The sequence below is a fragment of the Sphingomonas fucosidasi genome, assembly GCF_036663855.1.
Taxonomy (GTDB): domain Bacteria; phylum Pseudomonadota; class Alphaproteobacteria; order Sphingomonadales; family Sphingomonadaceae; genus Sphingomonas; species Sphingomonas faeni_B.
The window spans coordinates 315124-332991 of the sequence record NZ_JAXOJR010000002.1 but is presented as its reverse complement, the minus strand read 5'-3'; the positions used below and the strand labels follow the sequence as shown (position 1 = coordinate 332991).

General features: G+C 66.5%; 17 protein-coding genes. 9 read left to right on the top strand and 8 right to left on the bottom strand.

Annotated elements, in window-relative coordinates:
- Positions 1 to 152 precede the first annotated feature (152 nt).
- From U1737_RS05040 to U1737_RS05020, 5 genes are all read right to left on the bottom strand, one after another.
- A complete protein-coding gene (locus tag U1737_RS05040; RefSeq protein ID WP_332795855.1) occupies positions 153 to 1784 on the bottom strand; it encodes a nitrite/sulfite reductase in 1632 nt (543 codons plus the stop codon).
- 285 nt (positions 1785 to 2069) lie between these two features.
- Entirely contained in the window at positions 2070 to 2366 is a 297-nt protein-coding gene (locus tag U1737_RS05035) for a DUF2849 domain-containing protein (RefSeq protein ID WP_248522134.1), read from the bottom strand.
- The gene (gene cobA / locus U1737_RS05030; RefSeq protein ID WP_332795854.1) at positions 2363 to 3154 is read right to left on the bottom strand and encodes a uroporphyrinogen-III C-methyltransferase; all 792 of its coding nucleotides are present in this window, start codon (positions 3152 to 3154) and stop codon (positions 2363 to 2365) included. Before cobA ends, U1737_RS05035 begins: the two co-directional genes overlap by 4 nt.
- Positions 3155 to 3404: 250 nt before the next feature.
- The gene (gene astD / locus U1737_RS05025) at positions 3405 to 4817 is read right to left on the bottom strand and encodes a succinylglutamate-semialdehyde dehydrogenase (RefSeq protein ID WP_332795853.1); all 1413 of its coding nucleotides are present in this window, start codon (positions 4815 to 4817) and stop codon (positions 3405 to 3407) included.
- A gap of 36 nt (positions 4818 to 4853) precedes the next feature.
- Positions 4854 to 6215: a protein adenylyltransferase SelO gene (locus tag U1737_RS05020; protein WP_332795852.1), complete on the bottom strand. Its 1362-nt coding sequence runs from the start codon at positions 6213 to 6215 to the stop codon at positions 4854 to 4856.
- Positions 6216 to 6252: 37 nt separating this feature from the next.
- Between U1737_RS05020 and U1737_RS05015 the strand changes: the two genes are divergently transcribed.
- The 8 genes from U1737_RS05015 to U1737_RS04980 all read left to right on the top strand — a co-directional run bounded on the left by U1737_RS05015 (position 6253) and on the right by U1737_RS04980 (position 14263).
- Entirely contained in the window at positions 6253 to 7146 is an 894-nt protein-coding gene (locus U1737_RS05015) for an alpha/beta fold hydrolase (protein ID WP_332795851.1), read from the top strand.
- A 57-nt stretch (positions 7147 to 7203) separates the two neighbouring features.
- Positions 7204 to 7962, top strand: a complete 759-nt coding sequence (locus tag U1737_RS05010) for an SDR family oxidoreductase (protein WP_332795850.1) — start codon at positions 7204 to 7206, stop codon at positions 7960 to 7962.
- A 155-nt stretch (positions 7963 to 8117) separates the two neighbouring features.
- The gene (locus U1737_RS05005) at positions 8118 to 9227 is read left to right on the top strand and encodes a glycoside hydrolase family 130 protein (protein ID WP_332795849.1); all 1110 of its coding nucleotides are present in this window, start codon (positions 8118 to 8120) and stop codon (positions 9225 to 9227) included.
- A 98-nt stretch (positions 9228 to 9325) separates the two neighbouring features.
- A complete protein-coding gene (locus tag U1737_RS05000) occupies positions 9326 to 10171 on the top strand; it encodes a MipA/OmpV family protein (RefSeq protein WP_332795848.1) in 846 nt (281 codons plus the stop codon).
- Between the two features lie 95 nt (positions 10172 to 10266).
- Entirely contained in the window at positions 10267 to 11403 is a 1137-nt protein-coding gene (locus U1737_RS04995; protein WP_332795847.1) for a glycosyltransferase family 4 protein, read from the top strand.
- Between the two features lie 69 nt (positions 11404 to 11472).
- On the top strand, positions 11473 to 12876 hold the full coding sequence (locus U1737_RS04990; RefSeq protein ID WP_332795846.1) for an NAD(P)H-dependent flavin oxidoreductase: 1404 nt from the start codon (positions 11473 to 11475) through the stop codon (positions 12874 to 12876).
- Between the two features lie 312 nt (positions 12877 to 13188).
- On the top strand, positions 13189 to 13815 hold the full coding sequence (locus U1737_RS04985) for a LysE family translocator (RefSeq protein WP_248522108.1): 627 nt from the start codon (positions 13189 to 13191) through the stop codon (positions 13813 to 13815).
- Between the two features lie 157 nt (positions 13816 to 13972).
- On the top strand, positions 13973 to 14263 hold the full coding sequence (locus tag U1737_RS04980; protein ID WP_332795845.1) for a hypothetical protein: 291 nt from the start codon (positions 13973 to 13975) through the stop codon (positions 14261 to 14263).
- Between the two features lie 216 nt (positions 14264 to 14479).
- Here U1737_RS04980 and U1737_RS04975 read toward each other — a convergent pair whose 3' ends face one another.
- Entirely contained in the window at positions 14480 to 14671 is a 192-nt protein-coding gene (locus tag U1737_RS04975; RefSeq protein ID WP_248522104.1) for a YMGG-like glycine zipper-containing protein, read from the bottom strand.
- Between the two features lie 88 nt (positions 14672 to 14759).
- Positions 14760 to 15758 carry a 2-hydroxyacid dehydrogenase gene (locus U1737_RS04970; protein ID WP_332795844.1) on the bottom strand — a complete coding sequence of 333 codons (999 nt, stop codon included), beginning with the start codon at positions 15756 to 15758 and terminating at the stop codon, positions 14760 to 14762.
- Positions 15759 to 15862: 104 nt separating this feature from the next.
- Here U1737_RS04970 and U1737_RS04965 point away from each other — a divergent pair, with 104 nt between their 5' ends.
- Positions 15863 to 16360, top strand: coding sequence for an SH3 domain-containing protein (locus tag U1737_RS04965; RefSeq protein WP_443027082.1), 498 nt, complete (start codon positions 15863 to 15865; stop codon positions 16358 to 16360).
- Positions 16361 to 16375: 15 nt separating this feature from the next.
- Here the strand turns inward: U1737_RS04965 and U1737_RS04960 are convergent, their stop codons facing one another.
- Positions 16376 to 17848: a flavin-containing monooxygenase gene (locus tag U1737_RS04960; RefSeq protein WP_332795842.1), complete on the bottom strand. Its 1473-nt coding sequence runs from the start codon at positions 17846 to 17848 to the stop codon at positions 16376 to 16378.
- Positions 17849 to 17868 lie beyond the last annotated feature (20 nt).

Here is a 17868-nt window from a genome sequence, read left to right as displayed (position 1 = left end):
CGCCCGTCATGCCAGCCAGCATCCTCGTCATCCCAGCGAAAGCTGGGATCTCGTGGTTCGGGCCGGGCGTGCTCCACCGGGATACCCCAGCTTTCGCTGGGGTGACGGATGGGGGGGCTGGGGTGACGGTTTGATGTGCGGTGACGATCGGGTTATCCATAGATCGCCTCCTTGAACGTCTCGAAGCCGACGCGGCGGTAGGTGTCGAGGAAACGCTCGCCGGGGTCGCGGACCTGCAGATACCGGTCGGTGACGCGCTCGATCGCGTCGACCACGCCGTCCTCGGAGAAACCGGGCCCGGTGATCTTCGCGAGGCTCACATCCTCCGCGCCCGAGCCGCCGAGCGAGAGCTGGTAATTCTCAGTGCCCTTCTTGTCGACGCCGAGGATGCCGATGTGGCCCGCATGGTGGTGCCCGCAGGCGTTGATGCAGCCGCTGATTTTGAGCTTCAACTCGCCTAGGTCGCGCTGGCGATCGAGGCTGCCGAAGCGGGTTGCGATCTTCTGCGCGAGCGGGATCGATCGCGCGTTGGCGAGGCTGCAATAATCCAAGCCGGGGCAGGCGATGATGTCGCTGATCAGGTCGAGATTGGCCTCGGCCAGCCCCGCCTCGTTCAGCGTCGACCACACCGCGTGCAGATCGGCCATGCGGACGTGCGGCAGGACGATGTTCTGCGCATGCGTCACGCGCAGTTCGTCGAAGCTGTAGCGCGTGCCGAGATCGGCCATCACGTCGATCTGGTCCGCCGACGCGTCGCCGGGGATGCCGCCGACGGGCTTCAGGCTGATGTTGACGATCGCATAGCCGGGCTGCTTGTGCGCCTTCACATTCTGGTCGAGCCAGACCGCGAAGTCGGGATCGCTGCGGTCGATCTCGGTGGACGCGGCCTCGTCGAACGCGGGCGCACCGAAATGGCTCGTGATCCGCTCGAGCTCCGCGCGCGGCGGATCAAGGCCGAGGCCCTTCACCGCGGCGAATTCCTCCTCGACCTGGCGACGATATTCGTCAGGGCCGATCTCGTGCAGCAGGATCTTGATCCGCGCCTTGTAGATGTTGTCGCGGCGGCCGTAGCGATTATAGACGCGCAGGCACGCCTCGAGATAGCTCATCAGATCGTCGGCGGGGACGAAATCGCGGATCTCGTGGCTGATCATCGGCGTGCGGCCCATGCCGCCGCCGACGAAGATCTTCGCGCCGAGTTCGCCGTCGCGGACGTGAAGACCGATACCGATATCGTGCAGCCGCATCGCCGCACGATCCTCGTCCGCTGCGATCACGCAGATCTTGAATTTGCGCGGGAGGTAGGTGAATTCCGGGTGGAACGTCGACCATTGGCGGATCAGCTCGGCCCAGGGGCGCGGGTCGGCGACCTCGTCCGCGGCGGCGCCGGCGAACTGGTCGGAGCTGATGTTGCGGATGCAGTTGCCGCTGGTCTGGATGGCGTGCATCTCGACCGTCGCCAGCTCCTGGAGGATGTCCGGGGTCTGGTCGAGCTGGATCCAGTTGAACTGGATGTTCTGGCGCGTGGTAAAGTGGCCGTAACCACGATCGTATTTGCGCGCGATGTGGCCGAGCTTCCGCATCTGGCGCCCGTCGAGCGTCCCGTACGGCACCGCGACGCGCAGCATGTATGCGTGCAGCTGGAGGTACAGGCCGTTCATCAGCCGCAGCGGCTTGAACTGGTCCTCGGTCAGCTCGCCCGAGAGGCGGCGGCGGACCTGGTCGCGGAATTCATCGACGCGCTGGTCGACGATCGCTTGATCATATTCGTCGTATTTATACATGCGGGGTTCCGGAGAAGTTTTGGTTCACGCGAAGGCGCGATGGCGCGAAATGATTCAGAAGAATTTTGTTCACGCGGAGACGCGGAGACGCGGAGGAGAAAGAAGAAGGGGGAGGTCCCGCGTTAGCGGGCAATAAATCTTTCACGGCCAGCGAGCGTGAAGGCCGCTGCGCGGCAAGCGCAACACCTCCGCGTCTCCGCGTCTCCGCGTGAAACACCTTCTGGTTTTGAACCTCTTCGCGCCTTAGCGCCCCTTCGACTTCGCTCAGGACAGGCTTTGCGTGAATCATATCACCCAGCTCCCCGCGTTCGGATCGGCGGGTTTGAGGGTCAGGTCGGGCCGCATAGTCGGGCCGAGCGCGCGGATGCGGTCCTTGATGTGGGCGGGGCGGGGGCCTTCGTCGGTCTGGGTCGCCTCGATCAGGTAGGGGACGTTGACGCGGCGGGCGCCTTCTTCGGCCTGAAGGATGGATTCACCCGACACGCCGACGTCGACCGCGTCCTCGACGTGGCGCGACCAGCCGTTGCCGGTCCACCAGACGACGTCGCCGGTGGGAAGGTCGTTTCCGGTCAACAGCTTCATGCGGCGGCGTCCTCTGCTACGCGGGCCCAGCGGGCCAGTTTGTCTTCGGCGTCCGACAGTTCGACGACTTCGCCGACGACGATGATCGCGGGGCTCTCTACCGCCTCGCGTGTCACCATCGATCCGAGATCGGCGAGCAAGGTGCGGATCGCGCGGCTGCCCTCCAACGTGCCACGTTCCAGCACCGCCACCGGCATGTCGGGCGCGACGCCGTCCGCCATCAACTTGTCGGCAATGTCGGTTGCGGAGGCGATGCCCATGTAGATCACCAGCGTACGGCCCTGTCCGGCGAGCCCGGCCCAGTTCTGCTCGCTGAGCCCCTTGCACTGGCCCGCGACGAAGCTGACCGCGCTGGAGTGATCGCGGTGGGTGAGCGGCAGCATTGCTTCGGCGGCGCACCCCAGCGCAGCGGAGACGCCGGGGATTACTTCTACAGGGAGCCCGGCGGCGCGGACTGCCTCGACTTCCTCGCCGCCGCGACCGAATACGAACGGGTCGCCACCCTTCAGGCGGATCACGATCGCGCCGGTCTTCACATGCGCGATGATCAGCGCGTTGATCGCTTCCTGCGGCAGCGTGTGGCGGGCACGCTGCTTGGCGACCGAGATGCGCTGCGCCGACGGCGGCGCGATGTCGAGCACGCGCGGGTCGATCAGTCCGTCATGCACGACGATGTCGGCGGTCTTCAGCGCCTCCACCGCGCGGACGGTGAGGAGACCGGGATCGCCCGGGCCAGCCCCGACGAGGATGACGCGCCCGCGGGCGGTAGGGTCTAGGAGGCTTGCCATGGGATGAAAGATGGGCGGCAACGCGCTGCGCCGCAACCGAATGATGCTTTGGCGGGGGGTAGGATTGCTTTTGCGGGGGGCAGGCTGCGGCGCGCAGCCGTCCAAACCGAGCGATCCTTCCCTGCCAGGGGGAGGTGGCGCGCAGCGACGGAGGGGGAGGACACGGAGCATAGGTCGTCGCTTACCTCCCCCTCCGTCTGGCAAGTGCCAGCCACCTCCCCCTGGCGGGGGAGGATCAGATTGGAGGCGCTCAGCCGTCGCTTAGACCGATGCCGATGCTCGCACGCGCGCTTTCGGATTCGCTGCTGACGACCGGGTAGGCACAGTAATCCGCGGCGTAATAGGCGCTCGGCCGGTGGTTGCCCGACCAGCCGATGCCGCCGAACGGCGCCCCCGACGAGGCGCCGTTGGTCGGCTTGTTCCAGTTGACGATGCCCGCCCGGATGTTCGCCCAGAAGCGGTCGTACAGCGCGGGCGTCTGGCTGATCAGCGAGGCGGACAGGCCGTAGCGGGTGGCATTCGCCTCGGCGATCGCGGCGTCGAAATCGTCGACGCGGACGATCTGCAGCAGCGGGCCGAACAGCTCGACATCGGGGCGATTGGCAATATCGGTGACGTCGATCAACGCGGGCTTGAGGAACGGCAGGTCCGCGACCGGGCGCTCGAGATGGCGGATCGGACGACCGCCGAGGGTAAGCAGTTCGAGGAAGCTCTCGGTCAGGTGTTCCGCGGCTTCGTTGTCGATTACCGGTCCCATGAACGGCGCGGGGTTCGCGTGCGGTTCGCCGACGATGATCCGGCCGACCATCTTGTCGAGCGTGGCGATCAGCGGATCGTAGAGCCTGGTGTCGACGATCAGGCGGCGCGCGGCGGTACAGCGCTGGCCGGCGGTGGTGAAGGCGGACTGGATGATCAGTACGGCGGCGGTGTGCAGGTCGGGCGTGTCCCAGACGACGATCGGGTTGTTGCCGCCCATCTCGAGCGCGAGGATCTTTTCGGGCTTGTCGGCGAACGCGCGGTTGAGGGCCAGGCCGGTGCTGGCGGAGCCGGTGAACAACAGGCCGTCGATATCGGGATGCGCGGCAAGGGCCTTGCCTTCGTTCGGGCCGCCGATGACGAGCCGAATGCACTCGGCCGGCACACCCGCGGCGCGAAAGCATTCGACCAGGAACGCGCCGACCGCGGGAGTCTTTTCCGACGGCTTGAAGACGACCGCGTTGCCGGCGATCAAGGCGGGGACGATGTGCCCGTTGGGAAGGTGTGCGGGGAAGTTGTAGGGCCCGAGCACCGCAAGCACACCGTGCGGCTTGTGGCGGACCGCGATGCGCGAGCCCATCGTTGCTTCGAGGCGGCGCTGCGCGGTGCGATCGGCATAGGCGCTGACCGAGATGTCGACCTTGGCGATGACCGTCTCGACCTCGCCGCGCGCTTCCCAGATCGGCTTGCCGGTCTCGCGTGCGATCAGGTCGGTGAACGCGTCATTGCGCTGGCGGACGATGTTGGCGAAGCGTCGCATCGTCTCGATCCGGAAGGCGAGTGGTTTCGATGCCCAGCTCGACCAGCCGGCGCGGGCGCAGGCGACTTCCGCATCGACGTCGCCGACCGGATGGCGCCAGAGGACCGCGCCGGTGGCGGGTTCGTGGGAGATGATCTCGTCGGACATGGCGCTGCTCTTGCCTCAAATCAGGAATGATTCCAATTATTCGGCAAGCGCGTCTCCCATGTTGCGGATCGCGGCGACCTTGTCGTTCAACAGCGCCCAGTCGTCGTGTTCGGCGATCGGCGCCCAGATTGCCTCCACTTCGTCGATCAGCATGCTGCAAGGTTCGCCCGACCAATAGGCGTGCGAGCGGTCTTTTCGGGGTCCGTAGGACGCGAGGGCGGCGCGGACTTCGGTCCAGGGTTCAGCGTAGGTTTCGGGCAGGTTTCCGCCGAACGCGTCGAAGAAGAAGCGGTCGATGCCGACGCCCGAGGTGCGGAGTGCGCGTTCGGTGGCCTGGACGAGGTCGCGGTCGCTGTCGGGATCGCATGGGCGGACGCCGAGGCGCCAGAGAATCGCCTGCGTGACTTCGGGTTGATAGCGCGGGCCGAACTGGTCGAGCGCGGCGACAAGCGGCTCGCTCTCGGCGATCTGACGGAGTGCGACCGCGAGCTGCATCACGTCCCAGTGGATCGCCTCGGGCTGGCGGCCGAACGCGTAGAGCCCCTGGTGGTCGAAATAGGCGGCGGTGAGGGTAGGGTCCCAGGTCGGGGCAAAGCGCCAGGGGCCGTAGTCGAAGCTCTCGCCGGTGACGTTGATGTTGTCCGAATTGAGCACGCCGTGGACGAACCCGGCCGCCATGTAGCGCGCCGCGAGGCGCGCGGTGCGGGCGACGACGAGGTCGAGCAGGCGGGCCGGGTCGTCGCTGTCCTCGTCGTACAGGTTGCGCAGCGTGTAGCCGACGAGCTTGCGAAGGCCGGCTTCGTCGCGGTCGTAGGCGAGGCGCTGGAAGCTGCCGATGCGGACATGGCTGTGATTGAGGCGGACGAGGACGGCGGAGCGGGTCGGGCTGGGTTCGTCACCGCGCTGCAATTGCTCGCCGGTCTCGATCAGCGACAGCGTGCGTGAGGTGGGGACGTTGAGCGCCTCCAGCATCTCGGTCGCGAGGATCTCGCGGATGCCGCCCTTGAGCGTCAGGCGACCATCGCCGGCGCGGCTCCACGGCGTCTGGCCCGAGCCCTTGGTGCCGAGGTCCATCAGGCGGTTCCGGTCGTCGCGCATCTGCGCGAAGGTGAAGCCGCGGCCGTCGCCGAGATCGGGATTGTAGGTGCGGAACTGGTGGCCGTGATAGCGCAGCGCGAAGGACTGGGGGAGCGTGTTCGGCAAAGGCTCGAACCGACCGAAATGCCGGAGCCATTCCTCGTCGGCAAGCGTATCGAGCCCGACCTGCGCGGCGGCGCGGTCGTTGCGGAAACGAAGCTGCGTCTCGGGGAAGTCGGCCGGCGCGACCGGATCGAAGAACGCGTCCCCGAGCGTCAAGAGTGCAGCTTCGGGGCGATAGGCTTGCGGGTCGATAGGCATGCGGCGATATGGTGGCCGCTACCCGAAGGACGCAACCATGGCCGCTTACGAAAACCTCTATTGGTCGTCCGGCGACGGCCTCAAATTGCATGCGCGCGACTATCCGGGCGGGGCGGAAGGGCAGCCGCCGATCCTCTGCATGCCCGGACTGACCCGCAACGCGCGCGATTTCGATGCGCTGGCGGCGCGGCTGGCGGGGCGCTGGCGGGTGATCGCGATCGACTTTCGCGGGCGGGGCGAGAGCGCCTACGCCAAGGATCCGACATCCTATGTCCCGACGACCTATGTCGAAGACGTCGAGGCGCTGCTGACCGAGCAGGCGATCGATCGGTACATCGCATTCGGCACGTCGCTCGGGGGCATCGTCACGATGTTGATGGCGGGGTTGATGGCGGGGCCGTCGCGGGGACGGATGCTCGGCGCGTTGCTGAACGATGTCGGGCCGGAGATCGATGCGCAGGGGCTGTCGCGGATCCGCGGCTATGTCGGCAAGGCCAGCGTGTTCCCGACCTGGATGCACGCCGCGCGGTGCGTCGCGGAAAATAACGACGACGTCTATCCCGACTTCGCGATCGAGGACTGGCTGGCGATGGCCAAGCGGCTGTACCGGCTCAACAGTTCGGGGCGGATCGTGCTCGATTACGACGTGAAGATCGCGGAGCCGTTCCGCGTGCCCGGCAACGAGGCGGGGCCGGACATGTGGCAGGCGCTGGGATCGCTCCGCGACGTGCCGACGCTGATCGTCCGCGGCGGCCGGTCCGACCTGTTGTCGGCGGCGACGGCGGAGCGGATGGCGGCGTCGCTCGACCAGGTCGAACTGGTGACGGTGCCGGGGGTCGGGCACGCGCCGACGCTGACCGAGACGATCGTGCAGGCGCCGATCGACCGGTTGCTCGCGCGTGCGCTTGAGGGGGCGGCGATCCGCGCTTAGGGGAGGGCGGGGCCGCGTACCGCTGGCCGATAATCTGCTGACAAGCCGGGATACTTGATGACCGAACTCTCCGACGCCCACACGACCGTTCGCCCGCTGAAGGGCCGCCGCGCGATCATTACCGGGGGGACCACCGGGATCGGGCGGGCGATCGCGGTGCTGCTGGCGGCAGAGGGGGCGAAGGTCTTCATCTGCGGGCGCGACGCACGTTATCTGGCGGACGCGCTCGCCCGCATTCGCCAGGTCGGCGAGGGCGACGGGATGATCACCGAGCTCGCCGATCCCGACAAGGTCCGCGCGTTCTTCGATGCAGGCGAAGCATATCTCGGCGGCTTCGACATCACCGTCATCAACGCGGCGGTCGCGGCGGGCGGCCTGATGCAGATGAGCGAGGACGAGCTGCGCTATGCGATCGCGGTCGACTTCACCGCGTACCTGCTCAGCGCGCACCATGCTGCGCACCGGATGACGCCGATCAGCGACATCGTCATCATCGGGTCGTTGAGCGCGCATATCCTCGGGCCTAGCTCGACGGTATATGCCGGGATCAAGTCGGGCATCGCCGGGTTTTCGGAGGCGTTGCGGCGCGAAGTGGGGCCGAAGGGGGTCAAGGTGTCGCTGGTCGAACCGGGCAAGGTCGGCTCGAACATGCAATATCCCGACGTGCCCGACGACAAGCAGCGCCAGATGATCGAGGCGGAGCAGATGCTGCGCGCGGAAGACATCGCGGTCGGGGTGGAGTTCGTGTTGACGCAGCCGACGCGCACCGTGATCCAGCAGATCGTGATCGTCCCGCGGGCGCTTGAGGGGGAGTAAGCGCTCCTGATCACGACACGCCGGCCCGTCATCCTGACGAAAGTCAGGATCCAGAGTAACGGGGCGCCGTCCTTCATGGCTCTGGGTCCTGACTTTCGTCGGGATGACGGAGTAGGTAGGGCGATGTCGCCGGACGTAAATCGAAGGAGAATAGCATGTTCGACCAGCTCGTCTTCACCCCCGCCGACATCGACCTGTCGCGCTCGCCGCTGGCAGGCAAGGTGGACGCCGAGACCTATGTGCTCGGCGCGTTCAATCCGGGGATGACGCGGTTGGCGAACGGCAATCTGCTGTTGATGGTGCGGGTGGCGGAGGCGCTGAAAAAGCCGATCAGGGACGGCAACGTCCACGCGATCCGCTGGGAGGACGGCGGCTACGTTCTCGACGCCTGGCCACTGACGATGGTGGATACGAAGGATCCGCGGAAATTCCTGATCCCTGGCGGCGGGTGGAAGGTGATGGCGCTGACATCGCTGTCGTGGCTGTTGCCGGTCGAGCTCGATGCCGAGGGCCGTTCGGTGGTGGCGGTGCATTACGACAAGGCGATCGCGCCGCGCGCGTCGTACCAATGCTACGGCGTCGAGGATGCGCGGATCTCGAAGGTCGGCGATCGCTATCTGATGACCACCTGTTCGGTCAGCCCGGAGCGGCATTCGACGACGCTGTATTCGTCCGCCGACGCGCTCGACTGGCAGCTCGAAGGGATCGTGTTGGATCACCAGAACAAGGACATGCTGATCTTCGAGGGGCTGATCGACGGGCAGTATTGGGCGCAGACGCGGCCGCTCGGCGACCTGTATTTCGCGTACCCGCCCGGCAGCGAATGGCGCAGCGGACCCTCGATCAACCTGTCGCGCTCGCCCGACGCGCTCCACTGGAAACCGCACGACAAGCCCGGCATCCGCCCGCATGCCGCCACCGTCGCGACCGCGCGGATGGGCGGCGGTGCACCGCCGATCCTGACCGATCGCGGCTGGCTGACGTTGTGGCATGGCGTCGAGCCGTCGGGAATCGTCGGCATCTACCGCACCTATTGGTCGATCCTCGACAAGGACGATCCGTCGATCACGGTCGCGACGCAGCATACCGCGCTGCTCGAACCGAACCCCGAACTGACCGAGCCGTTGAAGGACCGGATGTACCTCGACAACGTCGTCTTCACGACCGGCATCGCGGATGCGGGCGACTTCTACGTCGTGGCGAGCGGCGAGGCGGATCTGGCATGCCGGATCACGCATATCGGCAAGGACGTCTTCGCGGCCTAGGCCACAGCGGGAACCACAGAGGGTCAACGCGTGCGCGAGAGCCATAGATTGCCAAAACCTTCTCGTGCCGGATAGGAAGCGCGTCTGCGAGGGGTGGCATGATGCGGTATGTGACGATGGCAGTTGCGATCCTGGCGGCGGCGCCCGCCTATGCGCAGACGGCGCCTGACGACGCGCCCCCGCTGGCGCGGATGCAGCCATCCGCGCCAGCGGGGTGGAGCCTCACCATCGGCGCTGCGGCCGCAGTCACGCCAGCCTGGCAGGGTTCCCGCGACATGTCGGTGTCGCTCTTCCCCAACCTGCGGCTGGCATATTCGGACGTCCTGTTCGCATCGGTGGTCGAGGGTGTCGGCTGGAACGCGATCAACCGCGACGGCTGGCGCGCCGGGCCCTTGGTGAAGGTCGCGTTCGGACGCAACGAGGACAATGGCGGCTCCCCGTTCCTGATCTCCGGCGGCAGCGACGCGCTGGTCGGCATGGGTAACGTCAAGGCAGCGGCCGAAGTCGGGGGCTTCGTCGAACGCCAGTTCGGACCGCGTCGCGAATGGCGTATCCGCGGCGAGGTCCGGCGCGGCTTCGGTGGTCACGAGGGCGTCGTCGCCGAAGCATCGGTCAACTACCAGGCTCGGCTCGGCCGCATGATGGCGAGCGTCGGCCCGCGTATCGCGGCGGCGAGCAGCGACTATACGCAGACCTATTTCGGGATCGACGCAGGGCAATCGTCGAGGACAGGGCTGGCCCGTTACGACGCCGATGGAGGCATCGTGTCCTATGGTCTGGGCGGGGTGATGATCCGGCCGCTCGACCGTCGCAGTGCCGTCACGCTGTTCACCGGGCTCGATCGCCTGGGCGCGCCGGCAGGCGACTCGCCGCTGATCCGCGAACGCGGGCAGCGGACGCAGTTCACGCTGGGTCTCGGCTACGGGTTTCGCTTCGGGCTTTGATCGACGGTCCGAGCTGCCCATAAGCTTCACGGCCGATGCCCGCCGGCGAAGGTCTCGCTCTTGATACTGCCCCGATAAATCGGCATCGCCTCAGCATGGCCGCACCCGTGAACATCCTCCATCTCCACTCCTCGTTCGACCTCGGCGGCAAGGAGGCGCGGGCGGTTCGGTTGATGAACGCGTTCGGGGATCGCGCGAAGCATACCATCGTATCGGGGATGCCCGAGCAGACCAGCGCGCGGGATTCGATCGCGAAGGGTATCCGCTACGAGATCGCGCAGACTCCGCCGCCGCTGACCGGCAAGCCCTCGGTCAAGCGCTATGAGGCGATCGCGCAGTATATGCGGCGGTTCGACCTGGTGCTGACGTATAATTGGGGTGCGATCGACGGGGCGATGGCGCGCCGTGCGTTCGCGAAGGGCGCCCCGCCGCTCGTCCATCACGAGGACGGGTTCAACGCCGACGAGGCCGGCGGGCTCAAGATCGAGCGCAACATCTATCGGCGGCTCGCGCTGGGCGCAGCGCATGCGCTGGCGGTGCCGTCCGAGGTGCTCGAGGGGATCGCGCTGAACACCTGGAAACAGCCGCGCGAGCGCGTCCACCGGATCGTCAACGGCATCGGTACCGCCTATTACGCGCAGAAGCCCGAACCCAAGGCGATCCCCGGATTTACGCGCAACGCCAAGGAAGTCGTGATCGGCGCGTTGGCGGGCCTGCGCGAGGTGAAGGACCTGACCGCGCTGGTGCGGGCGGTCGGCGGCGTGTCGGGCCGGGTGCGGCTGGTAATCGTCGGCGAGGGGCCGGAGCGCGCCAATATCCTGCAGGCCGCCGCGGCGATGGGGATGGCAGACAAGCTGGTGCTGCCCGGATTTCTCGATCGGCCGTACCGGTATATCGGCCATTTCGACATGCTCGCGCTGTCGTCGCGGAGCGAGCAGTTTCCGATCTCGGTGGTCGAGGCGATGGCGGCGGGGCTGCCGATCGCGAGCTATCCGGTCGGCGACCTGAAGCGGATGGTGGCGCCCGAGAATTTGCCGTTCGTGACCGACATCGCCAACGAAGTCCGGTTGCGCGATGCATTGCAGGCGTTGGTGTCCGATCCTGCGCTGCGCGCCTCGGTCGGAGCGGCGAACCAGGCCAAGGCGCGTGCCGAGTTTGACGAGGGCGTGATGATCGCCCGCTACCGCGATCTGTACGAAGCCGCGTTGCAGCGGCCCGGTGCGCTGTCTTAGGTCGCAATTTTGCTCGCACGATGCGTCCGTGCGCTCTAGTAGGCCGTATTTTCCGGGAGAGGTGACGTCGTGTTCAAGGGCCTGAAGCCTATCGTCTATAACGGTCGGGAAGTCTGGCCTCTGGTGGAAGGCGGCAAGGGCGTCGCGGCGACCAACCACGCCTCGGCCGGCGCCTGGGCTGCGGCCGGGGGCATCGGCACCGTCTCGGCGGTCAACGCCGACAGCTACGATCCCGATGGCAAGATCATCCCGCAGGTCTATGCGGCGCTCACGCGGCGCGACCGGCACGAGGAACTCGTCCAGTACGCGATCGAAGGCGCTGTCCAGCAGGTCGAGCGCGCGTACGAGATCGCCGACGGCAAGGGCGCGATCAACATCAACGTGCTGTGGGAAATGGGCGGCGCGCAGCGGATCCTGCACGGTGTCCTCGAACGCACGCGCGGCAAGGTCGCCGGCGTCACCTGCGGTGCGGGGATGCCGTACAAGCTCAGCGAGATCACCGCGTCCTACGGCGTCAGCTATCTGCCGATCGTCAGTTCGGGGCGCGCGTTTCGTGCGTTGTGGAAGCGTGCTTATTCGAAGGCGGCCGAGTGGCTTGCCGCGGTCGTGTACGAGGATCCGTGGCTTGCAGGTGGCCATAATGGCCTGTCGAACGCTGAGGACCCGCTGAAGCCGCAGGACCCGTATCCGCGCGTCAAGGAACTGCGCGACGTGATGCGTGAGGGCGGCATCAGCGACGACGTGCCGATCGTGATGGCGGGCGGCGTCTGGTATCTACGCGATTGGAACGACTGGATCGACAATCCGGAACTCGGCACGATCGCGTTCCAGTTCGGCACCCGGCCGCTGCTGACGCGCGAGAGCCCGATCCCGCAGGGGTGGAAAGACGCGCTGACCGAGATCGAGCCCGGCGACGTGCTGCTGCACAAGTTCTCGCCGACCGGGTTCTATTCGTCGGCGGTGCGTAATCCGTTCCTGCGCTCGCTCGAGGCGCGGTCCGAGCGTCAGGTCGCGTTCTCGACGCAGGAGGCCGGCGATCACGTCTTCCAGCTCGACGTCGGCGTGAAGGGCAAGAACTTCTGGGTCACGCGCAACGACCTGCTACGCGCGCGCCAGTGGTTCGGCGAGGGCTATACCGATGCGCTCAAGACGCCGGACAACACGCTGGTGTTCGTCAGCCCGACCGAGAAGGGCATGATCCGCAAGGACCAGGCGGACTGCATGGGCTGCCTGTCGCAATGCTCGTTCTCCAGCTGGGCGGATACCGAGACGAACTCGACCGGGCGGCTGGCCGACCCGCGCAGCTTCTGCATCCAGAAGACGCTGCAGGACATCGCGCACGGCGGCGACATCGACCAGAATTTGATGTTCGCGGGCCATGCGGCGTATAATTTCAAGAAGGACCCGTTCTATTCCAACGGGTTCGTGCCGAGTGTCGGGCAGTTGGTCGATCGGATTTTGACGGGCGATTGAGGCGCAGCGGCTTCGCGGGGCCATCTCCCGTGCACTTGCTTGAGGTGTCGGGCTGCATCGTGCCTGTGATGAGTCGCCAATCCATTAAAAATTCCGTCACCCCAGCGAAAGCTGGGGTCTCCCTCGTGACAGGCGAACGGAGTCTCATGACGAGACCCCAGCTTTCGCTGGGGTAACGGGTTTGGTCTGGAGCGTTCGATCTGGTTCGGGATGACGCGCTATGCCCGGATACCGTCTCTCGGCGGGGTGCCGGAACGACCAGCGTTACGCTAGTCGTTCCGAGACGGTCTATCGAAAGGGCAAGGGGCAAATATGACGCTGCACGCATGGTGGCTGTTCGTGGTTGCGATAGTCCTGCTGTGCGGGACGCCAGGGCCGAACATGCTGCACGTCATGACGCGCAGCGTGACGTTCGGTATGCGCCGCAGCATCGCGGCGATGGCGGGGTGCCTGACCGCGCTGGTGCTCGTGCTGGCGGCGTCGGCGGCGGGTGTTTCGGCGTTGCTGGCGGCATGGCCCCGCGTGTTCGATGCGTTGCGCTATGCGGGTGTCGCGTACCTCATATTTCTCGGCATCAAGGCATGGCGCGGTGCAGGGTCTCCGATCGACGTCGGCGCGGACGCGTTGCCGGTGACGGTTTCCGCCCGCCGGCTGTTCCGCGGCGGGTTCGTCATCGGTATCAGCAACCCCAAGCTGCTGTTATTCGCCGCGGCCTTTCTCCCGCAATTCGTCGATCGCGCATCGCCGCAGGCACCGCAGTTCGCGATCCTCGTCGCGACCTTCGCGGTGGTCGAGAGCATCTGGTACGGCATCTATGCGGCGGGTGGGCGGACCCTCGCCAGATACCTGACACGGCCAGCGCTGCGGCGGGCGTTCGACCGGGTGACGGGGGGGATCTTCATCGGCTTCGGACTGGCCCTGCTGAAGGTGCGGACGTAGCGCGGCCATTGCCGTTTCCGGGCATTGCGCGCATACTCGACCCATCGCGGCGCTTCGTACGGGCAGGTTGCGACTGAGAGATGCTTTGCGCTCCCGCTCCGAGCCGGGAATGCCGCATGACCATCTATCCTTACATCGCAATCGAGGCGTTGGCTTTGTGACGACCGGCGCAGACAAGCCGGCCCCCGATAAGCAGGCCGTCGAAAAGCAGGTTGCCGAGACCGTCGTACCGATCTCGCGCGCGGTGAACGTTAGCGTCGAGCAGCCTCAGGTTGTTGCGATGTGCAAGAAGCACGGTGCGACCATCAGTGCGATCGAGACGCTTCCGTCGGGTGGAACGCGGGTCGTGCTGATGAACAGTGCCGATGCGGCCAAGATCATCAAGGCGTTCGGGTCGAAGGTGATGACCGGGACGGTGACGCGGACGCACTGGATGCGCGCGGTCTAGGAGCGTTGGATTTGTCGTCCCCCGCAGGGGGAGGTGGCTGGCTCTTGCCAGACGGAAGGGGAGGAGCGGGAAATCTCCGTTCCGCGTCCTCCCCCTCCGTCACCTTCGGTGCCACCTCCCCCTGGGCGGGGGAGGATTAGCGGCTCGTGAAACTGTCGGATGCCGTAGTTTGGTGGGACAGGGGCGATAGTCCCGCATGTCCCACCAAGTGCTGGATCAGTCGGCGACGGTGCCGACCACTGCGCCACCCGCACCACCGACGGCAGCACCCTTTTCGACGCTACCACCAGTGGCTGCCGCGACGCCTGCGCCACCGGCGGCACCGATGCCTGCGCCCTTGAGCGTCGAGCAGGCGCTCATCGACACGGCGGATGCGATCAGCAGGGCGGAAACGGCGAACTTCTTCATGGGGATACTCCTGTCTCTCCGGGGGTATCCAACAAATGCCGCACCGCGGGATCGGTTCCTAGCAATTGATCCAGATTGTTTTCGGGCGTTACAGCCAGCCGTCGAGCACCTGATCCGGGGGGCGGTGGCCGTCGGCCCACATCCGGATATTCTGGATCACGCGTTCGCCCGACGCCATCCGGCCTTCGAGCGTCGCCGAGCCCATGTGCGGCAGCATCACGACGTTGGGCAGCGCGAGCAGGCGGGGATCGATCGCCGGCTCGTGCGCCCAGACATCGAGCCCAGCGCCGGCGAGCCGCCCGTTCTCCAGCGCCTCGACCAAGGCCGCCTCGTCGACGATCCCGCCGCGTGCCGCATTGATCAGGTAGACGTGCGGCTGCATCAGCGCGATCCGCCGCGCATCGAGCAGGTCCCGGCTGTCGGGATTGAGCGGCGTGTGGATCGTCACGATGTCGACCGCGCCGAGCATCTCGTCGAGCGACTCGTGCCACGTTGCCGCCAGTTGCGCCTCGCGGACTGCGGGTAGGCGGGTGCGACTGTGATAATGGATCGTCAACCCGAACGCGCGCGCCCTCAGCGCGACCGCCTGGCCGATCCGTCCCATCCCGACGATCCCGAGCGCCTTGCCGCCGATCCGGTGGCCGAGCATCCCACCCGGGCTCCAGCCGTTCCACTGGCCCGACCGCACCAGCTTCTCGCCCTCGGCCAGGCGGCGAGGGACCGACAGGATCAGCGCCATCGTCATGTCGGCGGTGTCCTCGGTGAGGACCCCCGGTGTGTTGGTGACGATGATGCCGCGGGCACGCGCCGCCTTCAGGTCGATATGGTTCACGCCCGCGCCATAGTTCGCGATCAGCTTCAGGCGGTCGCCAGCGCCGGCAATCAGGGCAGCGTCGATGTCGTCGGTCACGGTCGGGACCAGCACGTCGCAGTCCGCCATCGCGGCGACGAGCTGGTCGCGCGTCAGCTTGGCATCGGCGCGATTGTTATGCGTATCGAACAGCGCCTCCATCCGGTCCATCAGCGTGTCCGCCAGTTCGCGGGTGACGACGACCTTCGGGTTCGGACAGCGGCGTGTGTCGATCATGCGGATGGCTTGGCGAAGGCGCTCGCGCGCGTCAACGTGGAGCCGTCAACTTCGGTTGAGCAAAGCGGTTCGTCGCGATAGGACGTCGTTTCGCCAGTTAGGACATGACCATGCGCATTTTCGCCGCCGCGCTTTCCGCTTTCGTTATCGTGGCGCTGGTGCCGGACCCTGCGATCGCTGCGGATGCGAAGCGGAGCGTGCCCTATTACGCGTCGATCTCGGCAACGCGCGCGCGCATGCGAACCGGGCCTGCGCGGACGTATCCGGCGAGCTGGCTGTACCAGCGTCAGGATCTGCCGATCAAGGTCGTCGCGATTTTCAAGCAATGGCGCAAGATCGCCGACCCCGACGGGACGGAGGGCTGGATGCAGGCCAACCTGCTGAGCGGTACGCGGACGGCGATCGTACGCGGACCCACCCCCGCCGAGTTGCGCGAGAAGCCCAGCGCGTCGAGCCGGCTGGTTTGGCGCGCGGCACCGGGTGTCGTGGGGCGTTTGAGCCAGTGCGCCAATGGCTGGTGCCGGATGGACGTGAGAGGGCAGGCGGGGTTCGTCGCGATCAGCGGCCTGTGGGGCGTCGAAGCGGGCGAAACGCTCCCCTGACGCCGCTTCGCTCGATTATGCGGGCACCCTGGATCTCGCCTTGGCGGGGTTCGAGAACTGCATCGCGTCGTCGACCGAGCCGAACTTCAGGGCCATCAGGTCCAGCGCGTAGTTCTGGTTGAGCTTCCAGGGTTTGCGCTCTCCCTGCGTCGGCAGCGCCGCGGCGGCACGCTGGACATAGCCTGAGCTGAAGTCGAGAAACGCTTCGTTCTTCATCGTCGGGTCGTCGTTGTGCGGGGTCGCCTGGCGCAGACCGCGCTTCTTCATCGTGTTGAGCAGGCGGCAGACGTACACCGCGGTCAGGTCTGCCTTCAGCGTCCAGGACGCGTTGGTGTAGCCGAAAGTCGAGGACAGGTTCGGCACGCCGTCGAACATCATCCCCTTGTACTGGAGCCGCCCGGCAAGCTCGATCGGCTGGCCGTCGAGGCTGAACGCGACGCCGCTCATCAGTTGCAGTTCGAGGCCGGTGGCGGTGACGATCACGTCGGCGGGCAGGTCCTTTCCCGAATCGAGGTGGATGCCGTCGGGGGTGATCCGCGCGATCGTGTCGGTGACGATCGAGGCGGTGCCGGCGTTGATCGCGGTGAACAGGTCGCCGTCGGGCACCAGGCAGACGCGCTGGTCCCATGGATTATAGCGCGGGGTGAAGTGCGTCGCGACGTCATAGTCGGGGCCGAGTTGATCGCGGACCATGCCGATCATCCGCTCCTTCACCTTGGCCGGGTTCTTCCGCGCCAGACGGTAGAAGACCATGCCCATTAGCACGTTCTTCCACCGCGTGATGCCGTAGGCGGCCTTGGCCGGAAGCTTGCCGCGTAGCCAGTTGGCGACGCCGTCCTCGCCGGGGCGGGCGACGATGTACGTCGGTGAGCGCTGGAGCATCGTCACGTGCGCGGCGGTCTGCGCCATCGTCGGCACGAGCGTCACGGCGGTCGCGCCGCTGCCGATCACGACGACTCGCTTGCCGCTATAGTCGAGGTCCTCGGGCCAGAATTGCGGGTGGACGATCTGCCCTGCAAAGCTCTCCGCGCCCTCGAACTCGGGCGAATAGGCCTTGGCGTAATTGTAATAGCCCGCGCACATCGAGAGGAAGTTGCAGGTCAGCGTCACCGGGCCGTCGGGGCCGGTGGCTTCGACGGTCCAGCGGGCGTCATCGGTCGACCACGCAGCGGACTTGACGTGATGGCCGTAGCGGATCTTGCGGTCGATTCCATAAGCCTGCGCCGTCTCCTCGACATAGGCGCGGATAGAGGGGCCGTCGGCGATCGACTTGGCCGCCGTCCAGGGGTGGAAGACGAACCCGAGCGTGTGCATGTCCGAATCGGAGCGGATGCCGGGGTAGCGGAACAGGTCCCACGTCCCGCCCATCGACTGCCGCCCCTCGAGGATCATGTAGGTCCGGTCGGGGCAGCGCGTCTGGAGGTGGTAGCCGGTGCCGATCCCGGAAATGCCGGCGCCCACCACGATCACGTCGACATGTTCGGTCATGCTGCATCCTCGTGCCCCGG